The 16,304-nt window shown below is 69.6% G+C and carries 16 protein-coding genes and 1 riboswitch; of the genes, 10 read left to right on the top strand and 6 right to left on the bottom strand.

Annotation, left to right across the window (positions count from 1 at the left end; translation table 11 throughout):
• Positions 1-13 precede the first annotated feature (13 nt).
• Positions 14-199 (top strand): hypothetical protein, encoded by a 186-nt coding sequence (locus tag ACWESM_RS07400; RefSeq protein WP_355079203.1) that lies wholly within the window; start codon positions 14-16, stop codon positions 197-199.
• Here the strand turns inward: ACWESM_RS07400 and ACWESM_RS07395 are convergent, their stop codons facing one another.
• A complete protein-coding gene (locus ACWESM_RS07395; RefSeq protein ID WP_397275291.1) occupies positions 200-1,543 on the bottom strand; it encodes a M1 family metallopeptidase in 1,344 nt (447 codons plus the stop codon). It lies immediately after the preceding gene.
• Positions 1,543-5,454 carry a Pls/PosA family non-ribosomal peptide synthetase gene (locus ACWESM_RS07390; RefSeq protein WP_452491133.1) on the bottom strand — a complete coding sequence of 1,304 codons (3,912 nt, stop codon included), beginning with the start codon at positions 5,452-5,454 and terminating at the stop codon, positions 1,543-1,545. The genes ACWESM_RS07395 and ACWESM_RS07390 overlap by 1 nt, the downstream gene beginning before the upstream one ends.
• Before the next feature lie 534 nt (positions 5,455-5,988).
• A riboswitch (SAM riboswitch) is annotated at positions 5,989-6,102 on the top strand.
• A gap of 47 nt (positions 6,103-6,149) precedes the next feature.
• On the opposite strand from ACWESM_RS07390, the gene ACWESM_RS07385 reads away from it, so the two are divergent.
• From ACWESM_RS07385 to ACWESM_RS07375, 3 genes are all read left to right on the top strand, one after another.
• Positions 6,150-7,469 carry an aminotransferase class V-fold PLP-dependent enzyme gene (locus ACWESM_RS07385; protein ID WP_452491111.1) on the top strand — a complete coding sequence of 440 codons (1,320 nt, stop codon included), beginning with the start codon at positions 6,150-6,152 and terminating at the stop codon, positions 7,467-7,469.
• Positions 7,470-7,537: 68 nt separating this feature from the next.
• Positions 7,538-7,894 carry a type II toxin-antitoxin system RelE/ParE family toxin gene (locus ACWESM_RS07380; protein WP_355079195.1) on the top strand — a complete coding sequence of 119 codons (357 nt, stop codon included), beginning with the start codon at positions 7,538-7,540 and terminating at the stop codon, positions 7,892-7,894.
• Positions 7,809-8,180 (top strand): helix-turn-helix domain-containing protein, encoded by a 372-nt coding sequence (locus ACWESM_RS07375; RefSeq protein ID WP_355079193.1) that lies wholly within the window; start codon positions 7,809-7,811, stop codon positions 8,178-8,180. Before ACWESM_RS07380 ends, ACWESM_RS07375 begins: the two co-directional genes overlap by 86 nt.
• Positions 8,181-8,190: 10 nt before the next feature.
• On the opposite strand, the gene ACWESM_RS07370 is transcribed toward ACWESM_RS07375, so the two are convergent.
• The 3 genes from ACWESM_RS07370 to ACWESM_RS07360 all read right to left on the bottom strand — a co-directional run bounded on the left by ACWESM_RS07370 (position 8,191) and on the right by ACWESM_RS07360 (position 9,730).
• Positions 8,191-8,742 (bottom strand): flavin reductase family protein, encoded by a 552-nt coding sequence (locus ACWESM_RS07370; RefSeq protein ID WP_364438364.1) that lies wholly within the window; start codon positions 8,740-8,742, stop codon positions 8,191-8,193.
• Between the two features lie 136 nt (positions 8,743-8,878).
• Positions 8,879-9,355, bottom strand: coding sequence for a YbaK/EbsC family protein (locus ACWESM_RS07365; RefSeq protein WP_356963536.1), 477 nt, complete (start codon positions 9,353-9,355; stop codon positions 8,879-8,881).
• 54 nt (positions 9,356-9,409) lie between these two features.
• Positions 9,410-9,730, bottom strand: coding sequence for a 2-oxo-4-hydroxy-4-carboxy-5-ureidoimidazoline decarboxylase (locus ACWESM_RS07360; RefSeq protein ID WP_355079187.1), 321 nt, complete (start codon positions 9,728-9,730; stop codon positions 9,410-9,412).
• A gap of 182 nt (positions 9,731-9,912) precedes the next feature.
• Here ACWESM_RS07360 and ACWESM_RS07355 point away from each other — a divergent pair, with 182 nt between their 5' ends.
• Together ACWESM_RS07355 and ACWESM_RS07350 are read left to right on the top strand one after the other, a co-directional pair.
• Complete coding sequence (locus tag ACWESM_RS07355; RefSeq protein ID WP_452491110.1) at positions 9,913-10,734, top strand: crotonase/enoyl-CoA hydratase family protein; 822 nt, start codon at positions 9,913-9,915, stop codon at positions 10,732-10,734.
• A gap of 187 nt (positions 10,735-10,921) precedes the next feature.
• Complete coding sequence (locus tag ACWESM_RS07350) at positions 10,922-11,164, top strand: hypothetical protein (RefSeq protein ID WP_067794586.1); 243 nt, start codon at positions 10,922-10,924, stop codon at positions 11,162-11,164.
• Positions 11,165-11,289: 125 nt separating this feature from the next.
• Here ACWESM_RS07350 and ACWESM_RS07345 read toward each other — a convergent pair whose 3' ends face one another.
• A complete protein-coding gene (locus ACWESM_RS07345) occupies positions 11,290-11,781 on the bottom strand; it encodes an inorganic diphosphatase (RefSeq protein ID WP_355079184.1) in 492 nt (163 codons plus the stop codon).
• 217 nt (positions 11,782-11,998) lie between these two features.
• Between ACWESM_RS07345 and ACWESM_RS07340 the strand changes: the two genes are divergently transcribed.
• From ACWESM_RS07340 to hpt, 4 genes are read left to right on the top strand one after another with little or no spacing between them, the layout of a single operon-like run.
• Complete coding sequence (locus tag ACWESM_RS07340) at positions 11,999-13,438, top strand: D-alanyl-D-alanine carboxypeptidase/D-alanyl-D-alanine-endopeptidase (protein ID WP_452491132.1); 1,440 nt, start codon at positions 11,999-12,001, stop codon at positions 13,436-13,438.
• A gap of 13 nt (positions 13,439-13,451) precedes the next feature.
• On the top strand, positions 13,452-14,561 hold the full coding sequence (locus ACWESM_RS07335) for a zinc-dependent metalloprotease (RefSeq protein ID WP_356963538.1): 1,110 nt from the start codon (positions 13,452-13,454) through the stop codon (positions 14,559-14,561).
• Positions 14,562-14,620: 59 nt separating this feature from the next.
• Entirely contained in the window at positions 14,621-15,748 is a 1,128-nt protein-coding gene (tilS, locus tag ACWESM_RS07330; protein WP_364436008.1) for a tRNA lysidine(34) synthetase TilS, read from the top strand.
• A 1-nt stretch (position 15,749) separates the two neighbouring features.
• Positions 15,750-16,304 (top strand): hypoxanthine phosphoribosyltransferase, encoded by a 555-nt coding sequence (gene hpt / locus ACWESM_RS07325; protein WP_039794624.1) that lies wholly within the window; start codon positions 15,750-15,752, stop codon positions 16,302-16,304.

The raw sequence follows: 16,304 nt of genomic DNA, 5'->3' as shown, positions 1-16,304 counted from the left end.
GCAGCCCCAAGGTATGAGAGATTCGCTGAAGACCAGGGTGCAGCAGAAACTGCTGCGCCAGCTCATCGAGGACCCCCGGGACACCGAGCACGACGACCCCCGGCAGATCGCCGTGGAGACCGATCTGGACGCGCTGGCCAACGTGCCGGAGGACGATCCGCTGGTCGAGGAACTCGCCGCGCGTTATCTGGTGTTCTGATCAGGCCGTCGATGCGCCGCCGTAGGGGGGCAGCTGCGGTAGTCGCTCGGCGAGCAGCCAGCTGTCCCACAGTGGGCGTAGCGACACCAGGCTGTAGTGCCCGGCCAGGTCGGTGAATTCCTCGGTGGTCACCGACGAGTGGCGGTAGCGAATGGTCCATTCCCGGAGCAGGTCGAAGAAGGTCGAGTCGCCGAGTTCCAGGCGCAAAGCGTGCAGGGTGAGCGCACCCCGCTTGTAGACGCGGTCATCGAACATCCGCTGCGGTCCCGGATCGCCGATGACGATGTCCTGGGGCTCGCGGGCCAGGTTGTGCCGTGCGGCGCGGGCCAGCTGATCGGCGGTCGGCCCGCCCGCGGCCTCCGACCAGATCCATTCCGCGTAGCAGGCGAAGCCTTCGTGTAGCCAGATGTCCCGCCACTGCCGGATGGTCAGGCTGTTGCCGAACCACTGGTGGGCCAGCTCGTGCGCGACCAGTCGTTCCGCGCCGCGGCGGCCGTCGCAGTGGTTGGCGCCGAAGATGGAGATGCCCTGCGCCTCGATCGGGATCTCCAGTTCGTCGTCGGTGACGACGACGGTGTAGTCCGCGAAAGGGTAGGGGCCGAATTTCTCGCTGAAGACCTCGAGCATCCTCGGCTGACGAGCGAAGTCGTGGTCGAAGTTGGCGCGCAGCCGCGCGGGCAGGATCGCCTGCATCGGCACCGCCTGCGAAGAACCGATGCGGTGCTTGCGGTAGTGACCGATCTGGATGGTGGCCAGGTAGCTCGACATCGGCTCGGCCTGCTCGTACACCCATGTGGTCTGACTGGACTTGGTCTGCTTGCGCAGCAGGGTGCCGTTGGCCACCGCGTAATAGGGCGAATCGGTGGTGATCGAGATCCGGTAGCTGGCCTTGGAACTCGGGTGGTCGTCACACGGGAACCAGGACGCCGCGCCATTGGGCTGACTGGCCACGATCGCGCCTTCGGTGAGTTCTTCCCACCCGACCTCGCCCCACGGCCCGCGCACCGGTTTCGGGGTGCCGCCGTACTGCACCACCAGCGCGAGCACGCCGCCCGCCGGAATCCGCTGTTGCGGCGTCACGACCAACTTGCCGTGCTGATGGGCGAATTTCGCGGCCTTGATCCCGTTGACGGACACCTTCGACACGCTCAGCGCTTGGCCGAGATCGAGTGCGAACCGGGTGCGCGCCTCGGTGGTCACGGCGGTGATCTCGGCGCGCCCGGTGAGCCGGTTGGCGGATACCCGATAGGCCAGTTCCAGCTCGTACCGGGAAACGCGATACCCCCGGTTGCCGTTCTGCGGGAGGTACTCGTCGATGGGGGCTTCGTAGAACTTGCCCGCCATCAGCGTGCCCCGGGATCGCCCGTGAACCAGGGCGCGATCGGGTTGCCCCACCAGCGCGTCGAGGCGGGCACCGCGTCGCCGCGCATGACCAGGGAAGCCGGGCCGATGGTCGCGCCGTCGCCGAGCGTCGAGGCGGGCAGTGCCACGCAGTGCGGACCGAGGGTGGCGCCCGCGCCGAGGGTGACGGTGTCCATGGCCATGATCCGGTCGTGGAACAGGTGGGTCTGCACCACACATCCGCGTTCCACGGTCGCGCCGTCGCCGAGAGTCACCAGGTCCGCCTCCGGTAGCCAGTAGGACTCGCACCATACCCCGCGCCCGATGCCTGCGCCGAGACCGCGAAGCCAGAGGTTCAGGACGGGCGTCCCGGTCGCCGCGCGCGCGAACCATGGTGCGGCAACCGTTTCCACGAACGTGTCGGAAACCTCGTTGCGCCAGACGAACGAACTCCACAGCGGATGCTCCTCGGCGCGGATCCGCCCCACCAGCAACCACTTGGCGGCCACCGAGGTCGCCCCCGCGACGCCGCCCGCCGCCAGCAGCACCAGTCCGCTGAGCAGCCCGGCGGTCAGGTGGCCGAAGGTTTGCGCGAGCCACGCGAGGGTGCACAGCACGCCGAGACCGATCGCGAAGGTCACCAGAACCGGGATCAAGCGGCACGTCTCGACGATGCCGCGGGCGACGCGCAGGCGGGCGGGCGGATCGAAGGTGCGCGCCGTGTCGGCGTTCTCCGTGGCGCGGCGCAGCCGGACCGGTGGGCTGCCCAGCCAGGACGAGCCGGGTTTCGCTTTGGACGGCGCCGCCGACAGCACCGCGACCAGCCCGTTCTTCGGGACCCGTCGCCCGGGGGCGGTCATGCCGGAGTTGCCGAGGAAGGCGCGCTTGCCGACCTTGGCCGCACCGATGTGCAGCCAGCCGCCGCCGAGTTCGTAACCGGCGATCATGGTGTCGTCGGCCAGGAACGCCCCGTCGGCGACGGTGGTGAACTTCGGCAGCAGCAGCACCGTGGAGGCCTCGACGCTCTTGCCCACCTTCGCGCCGAGCAAGCGCAGCCACAGCGGGGTGAGCAGGCTGGCATACAGCGGGAACAGGAAAGTGCGTGCGGAATCCAGCAGGCGCTCGGTGGCCCATGCCTGCCAGCCGACCCGGCTGCGCACCGGGTGATAGCCCTCGGTCAGGCCGATGCTCAGCAGCCGGACCGCGACGATGGTCGCCGCGGCGTAGACGCCCAGGCTGAGCAGGGTCGCGAAGGGAAGCACGGCGAATGCGCGCGCGACGCCGCCCGCGAGCGTGCGGGTGTCGCGAACGAACCAGGCGAGGAACGCGCCACCGGCGCCGATGCCGAGAATCGGCATGGCGGCCAGCGCCATCGATGTGACACCGAAGACGCCGACCCAGCGGCGGGCTCGAGCCGGCGTGTGCGCGGGCCAGCGGTGCTGGGCCTTGCCCACCTTCACCGCGGGCGAACCGGCCCACTCCTGTTCCGCCTTCACCTTGCCCGCCACCGCGGAGCCGGGCGCCACCTCGGCGTTCCTGCCGATCTTCGTGCCGGGCAACAAGATCGAGCGCGAGCCGACCACCGCGCCGGGGCCGACGGTGATCGGGCCGAGATGCACCACGTCGCCGTCGATCCAGTAGCCGGACAGGTCGACCTCCGGCTCCACGCTGCAACCATCGCCCAGTTCGAGCATCCCCGTCACCGGCGGGAGGCTGTGCAGGTCGACCCCCTTGCCGATCTTCGCGCCGAGCGCGCGGGCGAACGGCACCATCCAGGGGGCGCCGGACAGATTCTCCGCGCCGCTGGCCTCGGACAGGCGCACGGCCGCCCACAACCGCAGATGCACCGAGCCCCCGCGCGGATAGCGCCCCGGCCGGACGCCGCGCAGCAGCAGCCGCGCGCCCGCCACGCAGATCGTCATCCGGCCGAGCGGCGAGATGAACAGCAGGAACGCGACCAGCGTCCACCACCAGGACAGCTGTGGCAGCCATGGCAGCGACCCGGACCAGGCCGCGATGTTGCCGACGATCGCCAGCCAGGTGAGCCACTGCAGGCCGGTGAGGGTGGTGAGCGGGATGGTGGCGAGTACCTGCGCGGCTTGCGCGAGCGGTGGCGTCGGCCGCACGGTCCGGTCGGCGACGGCCACGGTGGGCGTGGTCTGCTCCAGCAGCTCGGCGAGCGCGCCCAGGCGGGGATGGTCGTAGACGTCCGCGACGGCGATCTGCGGATACCGTTCGCGCAAGGCGGTGACCAGCTGGGCCGCCGCGAGTGAACCGCCGCCCAGGTCGAAGAAGTCCGCGTCGAGATCGCCGACCTCCGCGCCGAGGATGGCGTCCCAGAGTCCGGCGATCCACAGGGCCGTGCCGGTCAGGTCGTTGTCGTCGTCGTCCTCGGCGGCGTTGGGCAGCGGCCAGGGCAGCGCGTCGCGGTCGACCTTGCCGGAGGTGCGGGTGGGCAGTTCGTCGACCACCGCGAGCCGGGGCACCAGCGGCGCGGGCAACTGTCCGGCGAGGACCGCGCGCGCGGCCTTGGCATCGAAATCCGGTCCGGGTCCGGTCAGATAGCCGACCAGTAGCTTGTTGCCCGCTTTTGTGGTGCGGATGGCCGTCGCGGCGCCGGTGACTCCGGGCAGGCGTTGCAGAGCGTTATCGATCTCGCCGAGTTCGATGCGCCGCCCGCCCAGCTTGATCTGATCGTCGGCGCGGCCGAGGAAGACCAGACCTGCGCTGTCGTTGCGCACCAGGTCGCCGCTGCGATACGCGCGCTCCCAGCCGACGGAGGCCAGCGGCGCGTACTTCTCGGCGTCCTTGGCCGAGTCGAGGTAGCGGGCCAGCCCGACGCCGCCGATCACCAGTTCGCCGGATTCCCCCTCGGCCACCGGGTTACCCGCCGCATCGACGACGACCAGATCCCAGCCGTTGAGCGGCAATCCGATTCGGATCGGCCACTGACCGTCCAACCGCGCGGCGCAGGCGACGACCGTGGCTTCGGTGGGGCCGTAGGTGTTCCACACCTCGCGCGCCACATCACCGTTTCCGGCGAGACGCTCGGCGAGTTCCGGCGGGACGGCCTCGCCGCCGAAGATGAGCAGGCGCACCGCCTCCAGCGCCTCGACCGGCCAGGTCGCCGCCAGGGTCGGGACGGTCGAGACCACGGTGATCCGCCGCCGCACCAGCCAGGGACCGAGATCGGCGCCGGTGCGCACCAGCTCACGCGGAGCGGGCACCAAGCAGGCGCCGTTGCGCCAGGCCAGCCACATCTCCTCGCAGGACGCGTCGAAGGCGACCGACAATCCGGCGAGTACACGGTCACTCGGGCCGATCGGGGCGTCCTGAAGGAACAGGTCGGCTTCCGCGTCGACGAAGGCGGCCGCGTTGCGGTGGGTGACGGCAACGCCTTTCGGGGTGCCGGTGGAACCCGAGGTGAAGATGATCCAAGCGTCATCGCGGGGAGTCGGCAGCGTCGACCAGCTTTCCTCGCGCTGCTCTTCCGCCGCACGGATGCCCGCGGCGGTGGTCTCGATGCCCGCCGCGGTCACGATCGCGGTGACCTGCGCCTCGCCGAAGACCAGTTGGGCGCGCTCGTCCGGGTCGTCCGCGTCGACCGGCACGTAGGCCGCGCCGGAGTACAGGACGGCGAGGATGGTCACGTAGAGCTCACGGGTACCCGACGGTATGCGTACGCCGACCCGGTCGCCCGGTCGCACACCAGCGGTGGCGAGACGGGCCATGGTCTTCTCGATCTCGACGACCAGCTCCAGGTAGGAGAGCACTACTCGGCCGTCATCGATGGCAGGGGCGTCGGGGTGGGCGAGCGCCGTCGCGGTCAGGATGTCGACCAGTGTCCTGGCCTCCGGCGCGCGGTCACCGCGCGACAACGGGCCCGCGGGCGCGTCGACGTCTATCTCGAGCATGGTGCTCTGCGCACCTCCCATCGACTCGCCTCACACTTTCCCGTTGTTGTGTCATAGCTGGGTTACCAAAGGGCAAACGCCACGATGGCCAGTTGTCCACGGTACCCGGGGTTGTCGTCGTTCGTTGTTCACCGGAGTGGACGCCGGATCGGCGGGCGTCCTGCGCGTCGTTGCAGGTGGGATCGATATTCGCCGCCGCGACAGGGCAATCGCTGGTCGGTCCGTCGACCCTCGGGTTCGCCGGGAGATCGCTCGTGTGCGGGTGTGATTCCGCTCATCGAAGCGGTGCGGACCTCGGGATGGGCGCGTGCGGCGTCGAGGCTCGTGGCGCCGGCGACCGGTCCGCCGCCTCGGAGCGCGGTCGAAGGCGTCAGTTGCCGAGGGGCGCGTGGGATCCCGAGGCAGCGGCTCGCGCGCTGTCGTCGGGATGCTTGTAAAGGCTCACGCCTGGTGGTTATCTCCACGCGGTGCTCATGGGGACTCGGGGTCGAACGTGGTTGACAGCGCCGGGGCGCTTCTGCCACCCTCGGGTCAGGTCATGAGTGCCAGCGCGAAGCCCCGGCTTGCTGGCCGGCAACCCTCCTCCGCGGTGGGGTGCTCCGGGTGACGACCCGGCCGCCGCCCGACCGGGCGCGGCAAGCGCGGACTCGACGAATCATGCGATTGCGGGTCCCTGAGCCGACGGGATTCACGTGATGACTACCACTGTCGACAACACCTGTGCCGCTCTCGCCCGGGTCTCCGGCGACGAATTGCTCGTTCCGCTGGTGCAAGGCGGAACGGCCACCTACGCCAACTTCGACTACGCGGCGAGCGCGCCGGCGTTGACGCAGGTCACCGACCGGGTGCAGCAGTTGCTGCCGTACTACGCGAGCGTGCATCGCGGCGCGGGCTACGCCTCCCGGATCTCCACCGAGTGTTACGAGGCCGCCCGCGGGTCGGTCTCCCGGTTCCTCGACGCCGCCGACGACCAAGTGGTGGTGTTCACCCGCAACACCACCGACTCGCTGAACCTGCTCGCGTCCTGCGTGCCCGGCGACACCGTGGTGCTCGACATCGAGCACCACGCCAACTTCCTGCCCTGGACCAGGCAGGGCAGGCGGGTCGTGCAGGCCGCCGACACGGTGGAGGAGACCATCGGCAGGCTGGTCGCCGAACTGTGCAGTAGGCCCGCCGCACTGCTCGCGGTGACAGGTGCGTCGAATGTGACCGGCGAGGTGCTTCCGCTGGAGCGGCTGGCCACCGTCGCGCACCAGTGCGGCGCCCGAATCCTGGTCGACGCGGCACAGCTGGCTCCGCATCGTCGAATCAGCCTGCGCGCCAGCGGAATCGACTATCTGGCGTTCTCCGGCCACAAGCTGTACGCGCCGTTCGGCTCGGGTGTGCTGGTGGGCAGACGGGATTGGCTCGACGCGGCGCGGCCCTACCTCGCGGGCGGGGGCGCGGTGCGTGAGGTGAGTACCGACGCGGCCGAGTGGGCGCCCGCTCCGCAGCGGCACGAAGCCGGGTCGCCGAACGTGCTCGGCGCCGCCGCGCTGGCCGCCGCCTGTGACGCGCTCTGTGCCATCGACGCCGAAACCCTTGCCGCGCACGAACTTCGACTCGCCGACCGTCTCCGCGACGGCTTGGCCGAGATTCCTGGCGTTCGGCTGTTGCGCATTTGGACCGACAGCCCCGACTCCGTCGGCATCGTCGCGTTCACCCTGGACGATTTCGCCCCCGGCCAGGTCGCCGCCTTTCTTTCCGCCGAACACGGTATCGGCGTCCGCGACGGACGCTTCTGCGCCCACCCGCTGCTCACCCGCCTCGGCTTGGACGGCGCCCTGCGCGCGAGCATCGGCCTCGGCACCACCTCCGCCGACGTCGACCGCCTGATCGATGCGATCGCCACCCTCGTGGCGACGGGCCCCACCTGGAACTACGCCGCCGAGAACGGCGTATGGAACCCGACTCCCGAAACGCGCCCCTTCACCTCCACCGCCCCCACCGGCGCGGCTCCCTGCCTGGTGGGCTGAAACGACGCTTGTTCCTCGATCTCGTCGAAAAGGGTACTAAGGCTCCCAGGCGATATAGCATTGATGCTATGGGTTGGGGTATTGTGGAGTTGGAACCGGAGGTGCGCGATTGGGTGGAAAGGCTCCCCTCGGTCGCATTCGCCCGGGTGGCGTTCTACATCGATTTGCTCGGGGACAAGGGACCGCTGCTCGGCGAGCCGTATACCCGGCAGCTGGACGGTAAGCTGCGGGAACTGCGGTTCTATTTGGACAGTTTCGCGGTCCGGCTCACCTACTGGATTGCACCTGGTCGTCGGATCGTGATGCTGACCGTATTCGTCAAGACGAGGATGCGGGAGCATGCCGAGGTCGAGCGAGCGCGACGAGCGCTCGACCGCTGCATCGCGGAGCGGCATACGGCCGAGGAGGATGAGATCAATGGCTGAGCGTGGTGATTGGGCGGAAATCAGGAACCGCCGGATGAAGGAACCCGGCGCTGCGGAGGCTTACGAAGCGGCTCGGTTGGCTTATGAACTGGGGCGGACAATTCGGCGGATGCGCGAGGAGCGGGGCTGGAGTCAGACCGGGCTGGCCGATGCCGCAGGTATGACCCAGTCCGCGGTCGCCAGGTTCGAGGCGGGTGGGACGGTGCCCAGCCTTCCTGTGCTGGAGCGGCTGGCCCGTGCGCTCGACGCCGAGTTGGTGGTGCAGGTGCGGCCGAGGGTGGCGTAGCGAACTCGGATCAGTCGCCGAGTGCGGTCGGCCGGTAGTAGCGGCCGTTGTAGTACAGCAGCGGAGCGGCGGAGGGCTTCTCATCGGTGTTGTCATGTACCCGGGTGACCAACCCCACGACGAAGGTGTGGTCGCCGATGGGGATCAGTTGGTGCACGGTGGCGCGCAGCCAGATCGGGGTGCCGTGCAGGACCGGTTCGCCGGTGTCGAGGGCGGTCCACAGAGACCGGTCGGTGAAGCGCTCCTCCGCGCTGCGGGAGAACCGGTGGGCGAGGTGCTGCTGGTGCTCGCCGAGGAAATGGATGACGACGGACTCGGCGTCCAACATGCCGGACAGGCTGGAGGAGGTGTGCGCGATGTTGAACGACACCAGCGGCGGGTCCAGCGACAGCGAGGCGAAGGAAGTCGCGGTGAAGCCGACCGGCCCCTGCGGAGAACGCAGCGTGACGACGGTGACGCCGGCCGGATAGTGGCGCATCGACGCGCGATATTGCTCCGCAGTGATGCCGCTCAGATCGTCCGGAACCTGTAGTTCCGTCTCGGGCCGTGGTGCTTCGGTCACAACACGAAACTACGCGGGTCTCACGGCCCGCGGCGGTGGCACATGTCGAACGCGACCCCGGTTGTCGCTGGACCGGGCGGACATCGAGTATCGAAGTTTCGCGGCCTCCGGCACGATCTCGCGACGCCGGCGCCAGTTAGTCGACGTCGATCGGAAGACCCGCAGTGATCCGCAGCAATTCCGGGAACGACGTGCGGAAAATGGTGTTCGGATGCCCGCCCGCCGCCCATACCTCCCGATGGTGCGCCAGCGCGTTGTCGACCCAAGTGGGCAGGTTGGTCGGGTGGCCGACCGGCGCGACGCCGCCGATGGGCTGACCGGTCACCTGGCGCACCATGTCGGCGGGGGCGCGGGTCAGCGTCCCTTCCAGACGCGCGCCGGTCTTCTCCAGGTCGACCTGGTGCGCCCCCGAGACCAGCAGCAACACCGGGTCGTCGTCGAGCAGGAACACCAGTGACTTCGTGATCGCGCCCACGTCGACGCCGAGCGCCCGCGCGGCGTCGTCGGCGGTGTGGGTGGGCTCCGGCTGGGCCACGATGAGACCGTGATGGCCCCGGGAGATGAGGGTGTCCGCGACCCGGCAGGCGACCGGTGGCAATGACGACCTGCGCATCCCACCAGGGTAGAGCGATTGCGGTCGGGACGCCGGGGAAGTCACGCGGTCGGCTCAGTATTCCGGATAGCCCTCGGCCGGGCCGAGCATCCCGGCGATCCGCCCACGGGTTATCCGCGCGAGTTCGGTCACGTCTCGCGCCGAGACCGGTTCGTGCGCAATCCCTTCGAAGGCGCGGTCGACGTCCCGCTGGGACAGCGCGAGCAGTTCGACATCGGCCTTGCTCAGCAGCGCGTCCCGATCGGAATAGGGGCGAGCGTCGGCCAGTGTCGCGGCCCACGTGACGTTGCAGCAGCACTCGTACAGCGCGTGCACCGCGCGGCCGCGTGGCATTTCGTTGAAGCGGTCGAGACCGATCCCGCGATGCATCAGCATGACGTCCTCCGAAGCCGGTGAATGAGGTTTGCTGACTTGCTCATGATCCGCTGTTCTGTCCACCGCGGACCAGTACACCATTGCGAATTTGCGCAGGGTTTACACGCGGCGAGGTTTTCTTTCCGAGTCGCGCATCACCGGGTCGGGACATGGGCTCCGATTTGTCTCGATACGCTGTACAAATGACAGATTGGCAGGCTTTCACCGTCGAAACGAAGGATCACGTCGCGCAGGTGACGTTGATCGGCCCCGGCAAGGGCAACGCGATGGGTCCCGACTTCTGGCGCGAGCTGCCGGAAGTGTTCCAGGCGCTGGACGCCGATCCGGAGGTGCGCGCGATCGTGCTGACCGGCTCCGGCAAACACTTCTCCTACGGTCTGGACCTGCCCGCGATGAGCGGCACGTTCGGCCCGTTGCTGGCCGATCGCGCGCTGGCCGCCCCTCGCACCGACTTCCTCGTCGACGTGCGCAAGATGCAGGCCGCGATCACGGCCGTGGCGGACTGCCGCAAGCCGGTGATCGCGGCGGTGTCCGGCTGGTGCATCGGAGGCGGGCTGGATCTCATCGCGGCGGCCGACATCCGCTACGCCAGCGCGGAGGCGAAGTTCAGTCTGCGCGAGGCGAAGGTCGCGATCGTCGCCGACGTCGGCTCGCTGCAACGGCTGCCCGGCATCATCGGTGAGGGACACCTGCGCGAACTCGCCTACACCGCCAAGGACATCGACGCCGCGCGCGCGGAGAAGATCGGCCTGGTCAACGACGTCTTCCCCGACCAAGACGCGGTGCTGGACGCGGCGCACGCCACCGCGCGGGAGATCGCAGCGAACCCGCCGCTGGTGGTGCAGGGCGTCAAAGACGTGCTGGAGCAGCGGCGCAAGGACGAGATCGCCGCGGGCCTGCGCTACGTCTCCGCGTGGAACTCCGCGTTCCTGCCGTCGGAGGATCTCGCCGAGGCGGTCAAGGCCGTCTTCGAGAAGCGCGCCCCCGAATTCCGCGGCCACTGACACCGGCGGCGCGCTCGCACCCGGGCGAGTGCGCCGTCACCGACCCCAAGGGTGGGTATCGAGGGTGGGCAAGGTGATTCGCCTCAGGGTTGCGTTGCCCTCACCCTAGGGGTGGCTGTGCGAGATGCCGATCGCCCATATCGTTTGAGGTGTCAAAAATTTCATCTCGCATTCAGGAGCAAGAGCGATGCGTATCAAGTCCTTCTTCGCCGCTGGTCTGCTGGCCACCGCTGCCGTCGCCGGGGTGTCGACGGCCGCTTCGGCCTCCGCCGCACCGGTTTACCAGGAGGTCGCCTACGGCGGCACCTACGTCGGCACCTACGCCACGCTGAGCGCGTGCCGGGCCGACGGCGAGTCGCCGAGCACCGGCGGCTACTACTGGGAGTGCATCGAGACCTGGGACGGCTACGACCTGTACATCTACTACTGAGCCACCTGTCACAGAGAAGGGGCATCCGGATTCCGGGTGTCCCTTTTCGCCTTTCGTGACCCCGACCGCGAAGCGGGGAGTCCGGTGTCTGCCGGACTCCCCGCTTTCGTTGTGCCCGAAGGGCTTCAGTGTCCGCCCTGGTCCTTCAACCGCTGGATGGACGCCTGCACCTCGGCCTCGGCCTCGGCCCGCCCGACCCACTCCGAGCCCTTGACGAACTTGCCGGGCTCGAGATCCTTGTAGCGCTCGAAGAAGTGCTTGATCGCGGCCAGCTCGAACTCAGGGACATCCTTCAGATCCTGGATGTGGTCCCAGCGCGGGTCGCCCGCGGGCACGCACAGGATCTTGTCGTCGCCGCCCGCCTCGTCGGTCATCTTGTACATGGCGACCGGCCTGGCCTCCACGATCACGCCGGGGAACACCGAATCGGGCAGCAGGACCAGCGCGTCCAGCGGGTCGCCGTCCTCGCCGAGGGTGTTCTCGATGTAGCCGTAGTCGGCGGGATAGACCATGGACGTGTACAGGAACCGGTCGAGCCGGACCCGGCCGGTCTCGTGATCGACCTCGTACTTGTTCCGGGAACCCTTGGGGATCTCGATCGTGACGTCGAACTCCACGCCATCTCCTTCGTGCATCGGTGCCGAGTTCTGCGACTCGGCTGCTATTCGGCGACTGCCGACTCGGCCGCTGCGGAGTGCGCCGACTCGCCAGGTTGTTCAGGGGAACGGTTGCGCAACGAGGATAGTGTGGTCGTCGGGGACATGGGTGCGGCAGGCGGCTGCTGCGGGAATCGGTCAGGAGAGCGGCGGCGACGTGTTTGGTGGCAACGAGAACATCGGTGGGCTGGCCGCCCGGCGGCGCCGCAACAGATGGCTGTTGATCTCGACCGTGCTGGTCGTGCTGGCCGTGGCCGCCGCGGTGGCACTGCTCGCGGTGCGGCCGTGGACCGAGGAGTTCCGGCACGGTGGTCTGACCATCGCCGCCCCGCCCGCGCCGACCGAGCCGTCCGGGCAGGTCGTCCCGGCCCGGCCCACCGATTCCGCGCCGAGTTCCGCCGGGATCGCCGCCGCGCTGGCCCCGGTGATCGCCAATCCGGACCTCGGCGCGTTCGCGGGCCAGGTGACCGACGCCGACAGCGGGACGGTGCTGTGGAGCGGCGACGCGAACCGGCCGATGATCCCGTCGTCCACCGCCAAGATCCTCACCACCGCGGCCGCTCTGCTCACGCTGCCCGCCGAGCAACGGGTGACCACGAAGGTGGTCGCCGGTGCGGCGCCGAACGAACTGGTGCTGGTCGGCGGCGGCGATCCGACGCTCACCGCGCAGCCGGACGGCAAGGGGTACTACCCGAACGGACCGCGTCTGTCCGACCTGGTCACCCAGATCAAGTCCGCGGGCCGCGCGGTGGACACGATCGTCGTCGACCTCTCCGCCTACACCGGCCCGACCATGGCGCAGGGCTGGGACCCGGTCGACATCCCCGAGGGGTCCATCGCCCCGATCGAGCCAGTGATGATCGACGGCGGCCGGTTGCAACCGCTAGTCGAGTACTCGCCGCGCACCGCGACGCCCGCTCTGGACGCGGGACGGCGGCTGGCCACCGAACTGGGGCTCGACCCGGCGCGGGTCCGGGCGGGCGCCGCCCCCGCGGGCGCGGCCGAGGTCGCCTCGGTGCGTTCGGCGCCGCTGCGCGACCGGCTGCGCGACATGATGGTCTACTCCGACAACGTGCTCGCCGAGGCGATCGGACGGGAGATCGCGACCGCCACCGGCGGCGAGGCCTCGTTCACCGGCGGGGTCACCGCGGTGCGCACGGCGCTGAGCAAGGCCGGTTTCGATCTGTCCGGCCTGGATATGCACGACAGCAGCGGGCTTTCGGTAGACGACCGGATTCCCGCGCGATTGCTCGACCGGGTCGTGGCGACCGCGGCCCAGCCCACCGGCGCCACGGCGGTGCGACCGGCAGGCACCAAGGCCCAGCCCGAGAACGGCCGGGTCGCGGCGACCTTGACGCCGATGCTCGACAACCTGCCGGTCGCCGGTGCCACGGGCTCGCTGACCAGCCGCTACGTCACCCGGGATCGTCAGGCGGCGGGCTGGGTGCGAGCCAAGACCGGAACTCTGTCGGTCTCCAGCGCGTTGGTCGGATATGTGCTGGACGCCGATGGGCGGGTGCTGACCTTCGCACTGATGTCGAACGATCGACCACCGGAGGTGAGCAGGCCCGCGTTGGACGCGATCGCAGGCACGCTGCGAAACTGTGGATGCTCGTGACGGGTGGTTGATCATGACCCAGCAAGGTTCCGAGACAGCCGATTTCGGCTCCGCCGGCACGGTCGAGCGGCGAAAACCGCGCTCGGGCTTGTCCGGCGTGGTCGATTGGCGTTTGGCCGCGCGGACCGGCTCCGTTCTGGTGCCCGCGGGTCCGCGCACGTCGCGCTATTCGGCCGAGCAGGTGGTCGCCGAGCTCGCCGATGCCTCCGTGCGGGCCGAGGCGCCGGTGCGCGAGGTCAGCGGGTTGCTGGACGACCGGCCGGTCCCGGCGGCCAGAATCGTCGACCGTCCGGGGTGGATCACGGCCGCCGCCGACTCGATGGCCCAGCTCACCGGGGCGGATGAGGCGCAGGCCGACCGCAAGCTCCTCGCGGGTAAACCCGCCGGGGTGCAGGCGGGCGCCATGCTCGCCTTCCTCTCCACCGCGATCCTCGGTCAATACGACCCGTTCACGGGGCCGGACGGCACTCTGTTGCTGGTCGCGCCGAACATCGTCGCGGTGGAGCGGGCGCTCGGGGTGTCGGCGAGCGATTTCCGGCTGTGGGTGTGCCTGCACGAGGTGACCCACCGGGTGCAGTTCTCCTCCGCGCCCTGGCTCGGCGAATACATGCGCGCGAACGTCGAGGTACTCGGCGAGGCCGGTGACGAGCCGGTGAGCGACATGCTGTCCCGGCTGGTCGAAGAGGTGCGCGATCGCCGTCGCGGAACCGCCCCCGACGACCCGGCCGCGCGCGGTGTGGTCGGGCTGCTGCGTGCCACCCAGGCGCCGCCGCAGCGTGCGGCGCTGGACCGCCTGCTCATGCTCGGCACCCTGTTGGAGGGGCACGCCGATCACGTCATGGACGCGGTCGGTCCCGCGGTCGTCCCGTCGGTCGAGCAGATCCGCACCGCGTTCGACCAGCGCCGCAGGCGTCCGACCAACCCGGTGCAGCGACTCCTGCGCGCGCTGCTCGGCGTGGACGCGAAGGTCGCCCAGTACGTGCGTGGCAAGAAATTCGTCGATGAGGTGGTCGCCACCGTCGGGATGACGCGGTTCAACACGGTGTGGACCGAAGCCGACACGCTGCCGCGCACCGACGAGATCGAGCAGCCGCAGCGCTGGATCGAACGAGTACTGGACTGAACGAGGGTTCCCGGCTCGGCGGCGACTCGCCGTGCGCGGTCGGCCGGTAGGCTGCGCCCATGGGGCGTGCGCCAGGAACGACACCCGGGCGCTTCGGGCCGGAGAGCGGGACATCCGGATCCGGGCGGCCGTCCGCCGCCCGGCGATTGCCCGAGACCGCCGCTGTGCTGGCCGTTCGTCGAGCGGTCCGGGATTGGCTGAGCGGGTTCGGGCCGCGTGAGACCGAGGAGCAGGCGGTCGCGGTGGCGCTGTCCGGCGGCGCGGATTCGCTGGCCCTCACCGCGGCGGCAGTGGTCGAGACGGGCGCGGTCGACGCCTTGGTGGTGGATCATCGCCTACAACCCGGTTCCGGCGCCGTCGCCGCCGAGGCCGCGGCACAGGCACTCGCCCTCGGCTGCCGGTCCGCGCGCGTGCTCGCGGTCCAGGTCGGCACCGAGGGCGGTGTGGAAGCCGCCGCGCGCCGGGCGCGGTATGCCGCGCTGGACTCCGCGCGCCACGGTCTTCCGGTGCTGCTCGGGCACACCCTCGACGACCAGGCCGAAACGGTGCTGCTCGGGCTCGCACGCGGCTCCGGTGGCCGCTCGATCCAAGGGATGTCCGCGTACGCCGAGCCGTGGGGGCGGCCGTTGCTCGGCGTGCGCCGGGAGACCACCCGGCGCGTGTGCGCCGATCTGGGCGTGACGCCGCACGACGACCCGCACAACGTGGCGCCGGAGTTCACCAGGGTCCGGCTACGCACCGAGGCGTTGCCGCTGTTGGAGCAGATCCTCGGCGGCGGGGTGGCCCCGGCGCTGGCGCGTACGGCCGAACAACTGCGGGAGGACGGGGCGGTTCTCGACGCGCTCGCCGCCGAGCTGCGGCACACCGCCGGTGATGGGCGGGCGCTGGTGATCGAGACCCTCGCCACTGCACCCGCGGCTCTGCGAAAACGGGCGATTCGGGCATGGCTGCTCGAGCACGGTGCGAAAGCCCTGACCACCAAGCATTTACAGGCAGTCGACGAACTGGTTACGGCTTGGCGCGGACAGGGCGGCGTCGCGGTCGGCGGCGGCAGGCCGGGTAGCAGGTTGGTCGCGGGGCGCGAACATGGCAGGCTGACACTGCGGCTGGGTGAGGCTGGCATCGGACCGATGACGCAGACCGAACCGGCCGAACGGGCTCACCACCACGGAAGGGAATCCAGCTGACGTGTACGGGGATGACATCGCGTCGGTGCTGATCACCGCGGAACAGATCGCCGCCAAGACCCAGGAGCTGGCCGAACTCATCGCCAAGCGGTATCCACCCGACGCTCCGGAGGGCGATCTGCTGTTGGTGGGCGTGCTCAAAGGCGCGATCTTCTTCATGACCGACCTGGCCAAGGCCCTGCCGATCCCGACCCAGATGGAGTTCATGGCCGTCTCGTCCTACGGGTCGTCGACCTCGTCCTCGGGTGTGGTGCGCATCATGAAGGACTTGGACAAGGACATCGCGGGCCGCAACGTCCTGATCGTCGAGGACATCATCGACTCCGGGCTCACGCTGTCGTGGCTCAAGCGCAACCTGTCCACCCGTAACCCGGCTTCGCTCGAGGTGGTCACCTTGCTACGCAAGCCCGACGCGCTACGCACGCCGGTGGAGGTCGCGCACGTCGGATTCGACATCCCGAACGAATTCGTCGTCGGCTACGGCCTCGACTACGCGGAGCGCTACCGCGACCTGCCCTACATCGGCACCCTCAACCCCAAGGTCTACGGCGGCTGA

The organism is Nocardia sp. NPDC003999 (assembly GCF_053604885.1).
Note: the sequence above shows the minus strand (reverse complement) of the source record. Positions and strands in the feature narration are given on the sequence as shown.

What these genes read in the sequence shown, in the direction of transcription:
- ACWESM_RS07400 (WP_355079203.1), top strand. Translation starts at nt 14, where the DNA reads ATGAGAGATTCGCTGAAGACCAGGGTGCAGCAGAAACTGCTGCGCCAG.
- ACWESM_RS07395 (WP_397275291.1), bottom strand. Translation starts at nt 1,543, where the DNA reads ATGGCGGGCAAGTTCTACGAAGCCCCCATCGACGAGTACCTCCCGCAG.
- ACWESM_RS07390 (WP_452491133.1), bottom strand. Translation starts at nt 5,454, where the DNA reads ATGCTCGAGATAGACGTCGACGCGCCCGCGGGCCCGTTGTCGCGCGGT.
- ACWESM_RS07385 (WP_452491111.1), top strand. Translation starts at nt 6,150, where the DNA reads ATGACTACCACTGTCGACAACACCTGTGCCGCTCTCGCCCGGGTCTCC.
- ACWESM_RS07380 (WP_355079195.1), top strand. Translation starts at nt 7,538, where the DNA reads ATGGGTTGGGGTATTGTGGAGTTGGAACCGGAGGTGCGCGATTGGGTG.
- ACWESM_RS07375 (WP_355079193.1), top strand. Translation starts at nt 7,809, where the DNA reads ATGCCGAGGTCGAGCGAGCGCGACGAGCGCTCGACCGCTGCATCGCGG.
- ACWESM_RS07365 (WP_356963536.1), bottom strand. Translation starts at nt 9,355, where the DNA reads ATGCGCAGGTCGTCATTGCCACCGGTCGCCTGCCGGGTCGCGGACACC.
- ACWESM_RS07360 (WP_355079187.1), bottom strand. Translation starts at nt 9,730, where the DNA reads ATGCTGATGCATCGCGGGATCGGTCTCGACCGCTTCAACGAAATGCCA.
- ACWESM_RS07355 (WP_452491110.1), top strand. Translation starts at nt 9,913, where the DNA reads ATGACAGATTGGCAGGCTTTCACCGTCGAAACGAAGGATCACGTCGCG.
- ACWESM_RS07350 (WP_067794586.1), top strand. Translation starts at nt 10,922, where the DNA reads ATGCGTATCAAGTCCTTCTTCGCCGCTGGTCTGCTGGCCACCGCTGCC.
- ACWESM_RS07335 (WP_356963538.1), top strand. Translation starts at nt 13,452, where the DNA reads ATGACCCAGCAAGGTTCCGAGACAGCCGATTTCGGCTCCGCCGGCACG.
- tilS (WP_364436008.1), top strand. Translation starts at nt 14,621, where the DNA reads ATGGGGCGTGCGCCAGGAACGACACCCGGGCGCTTCGGGCCGGAGAGC.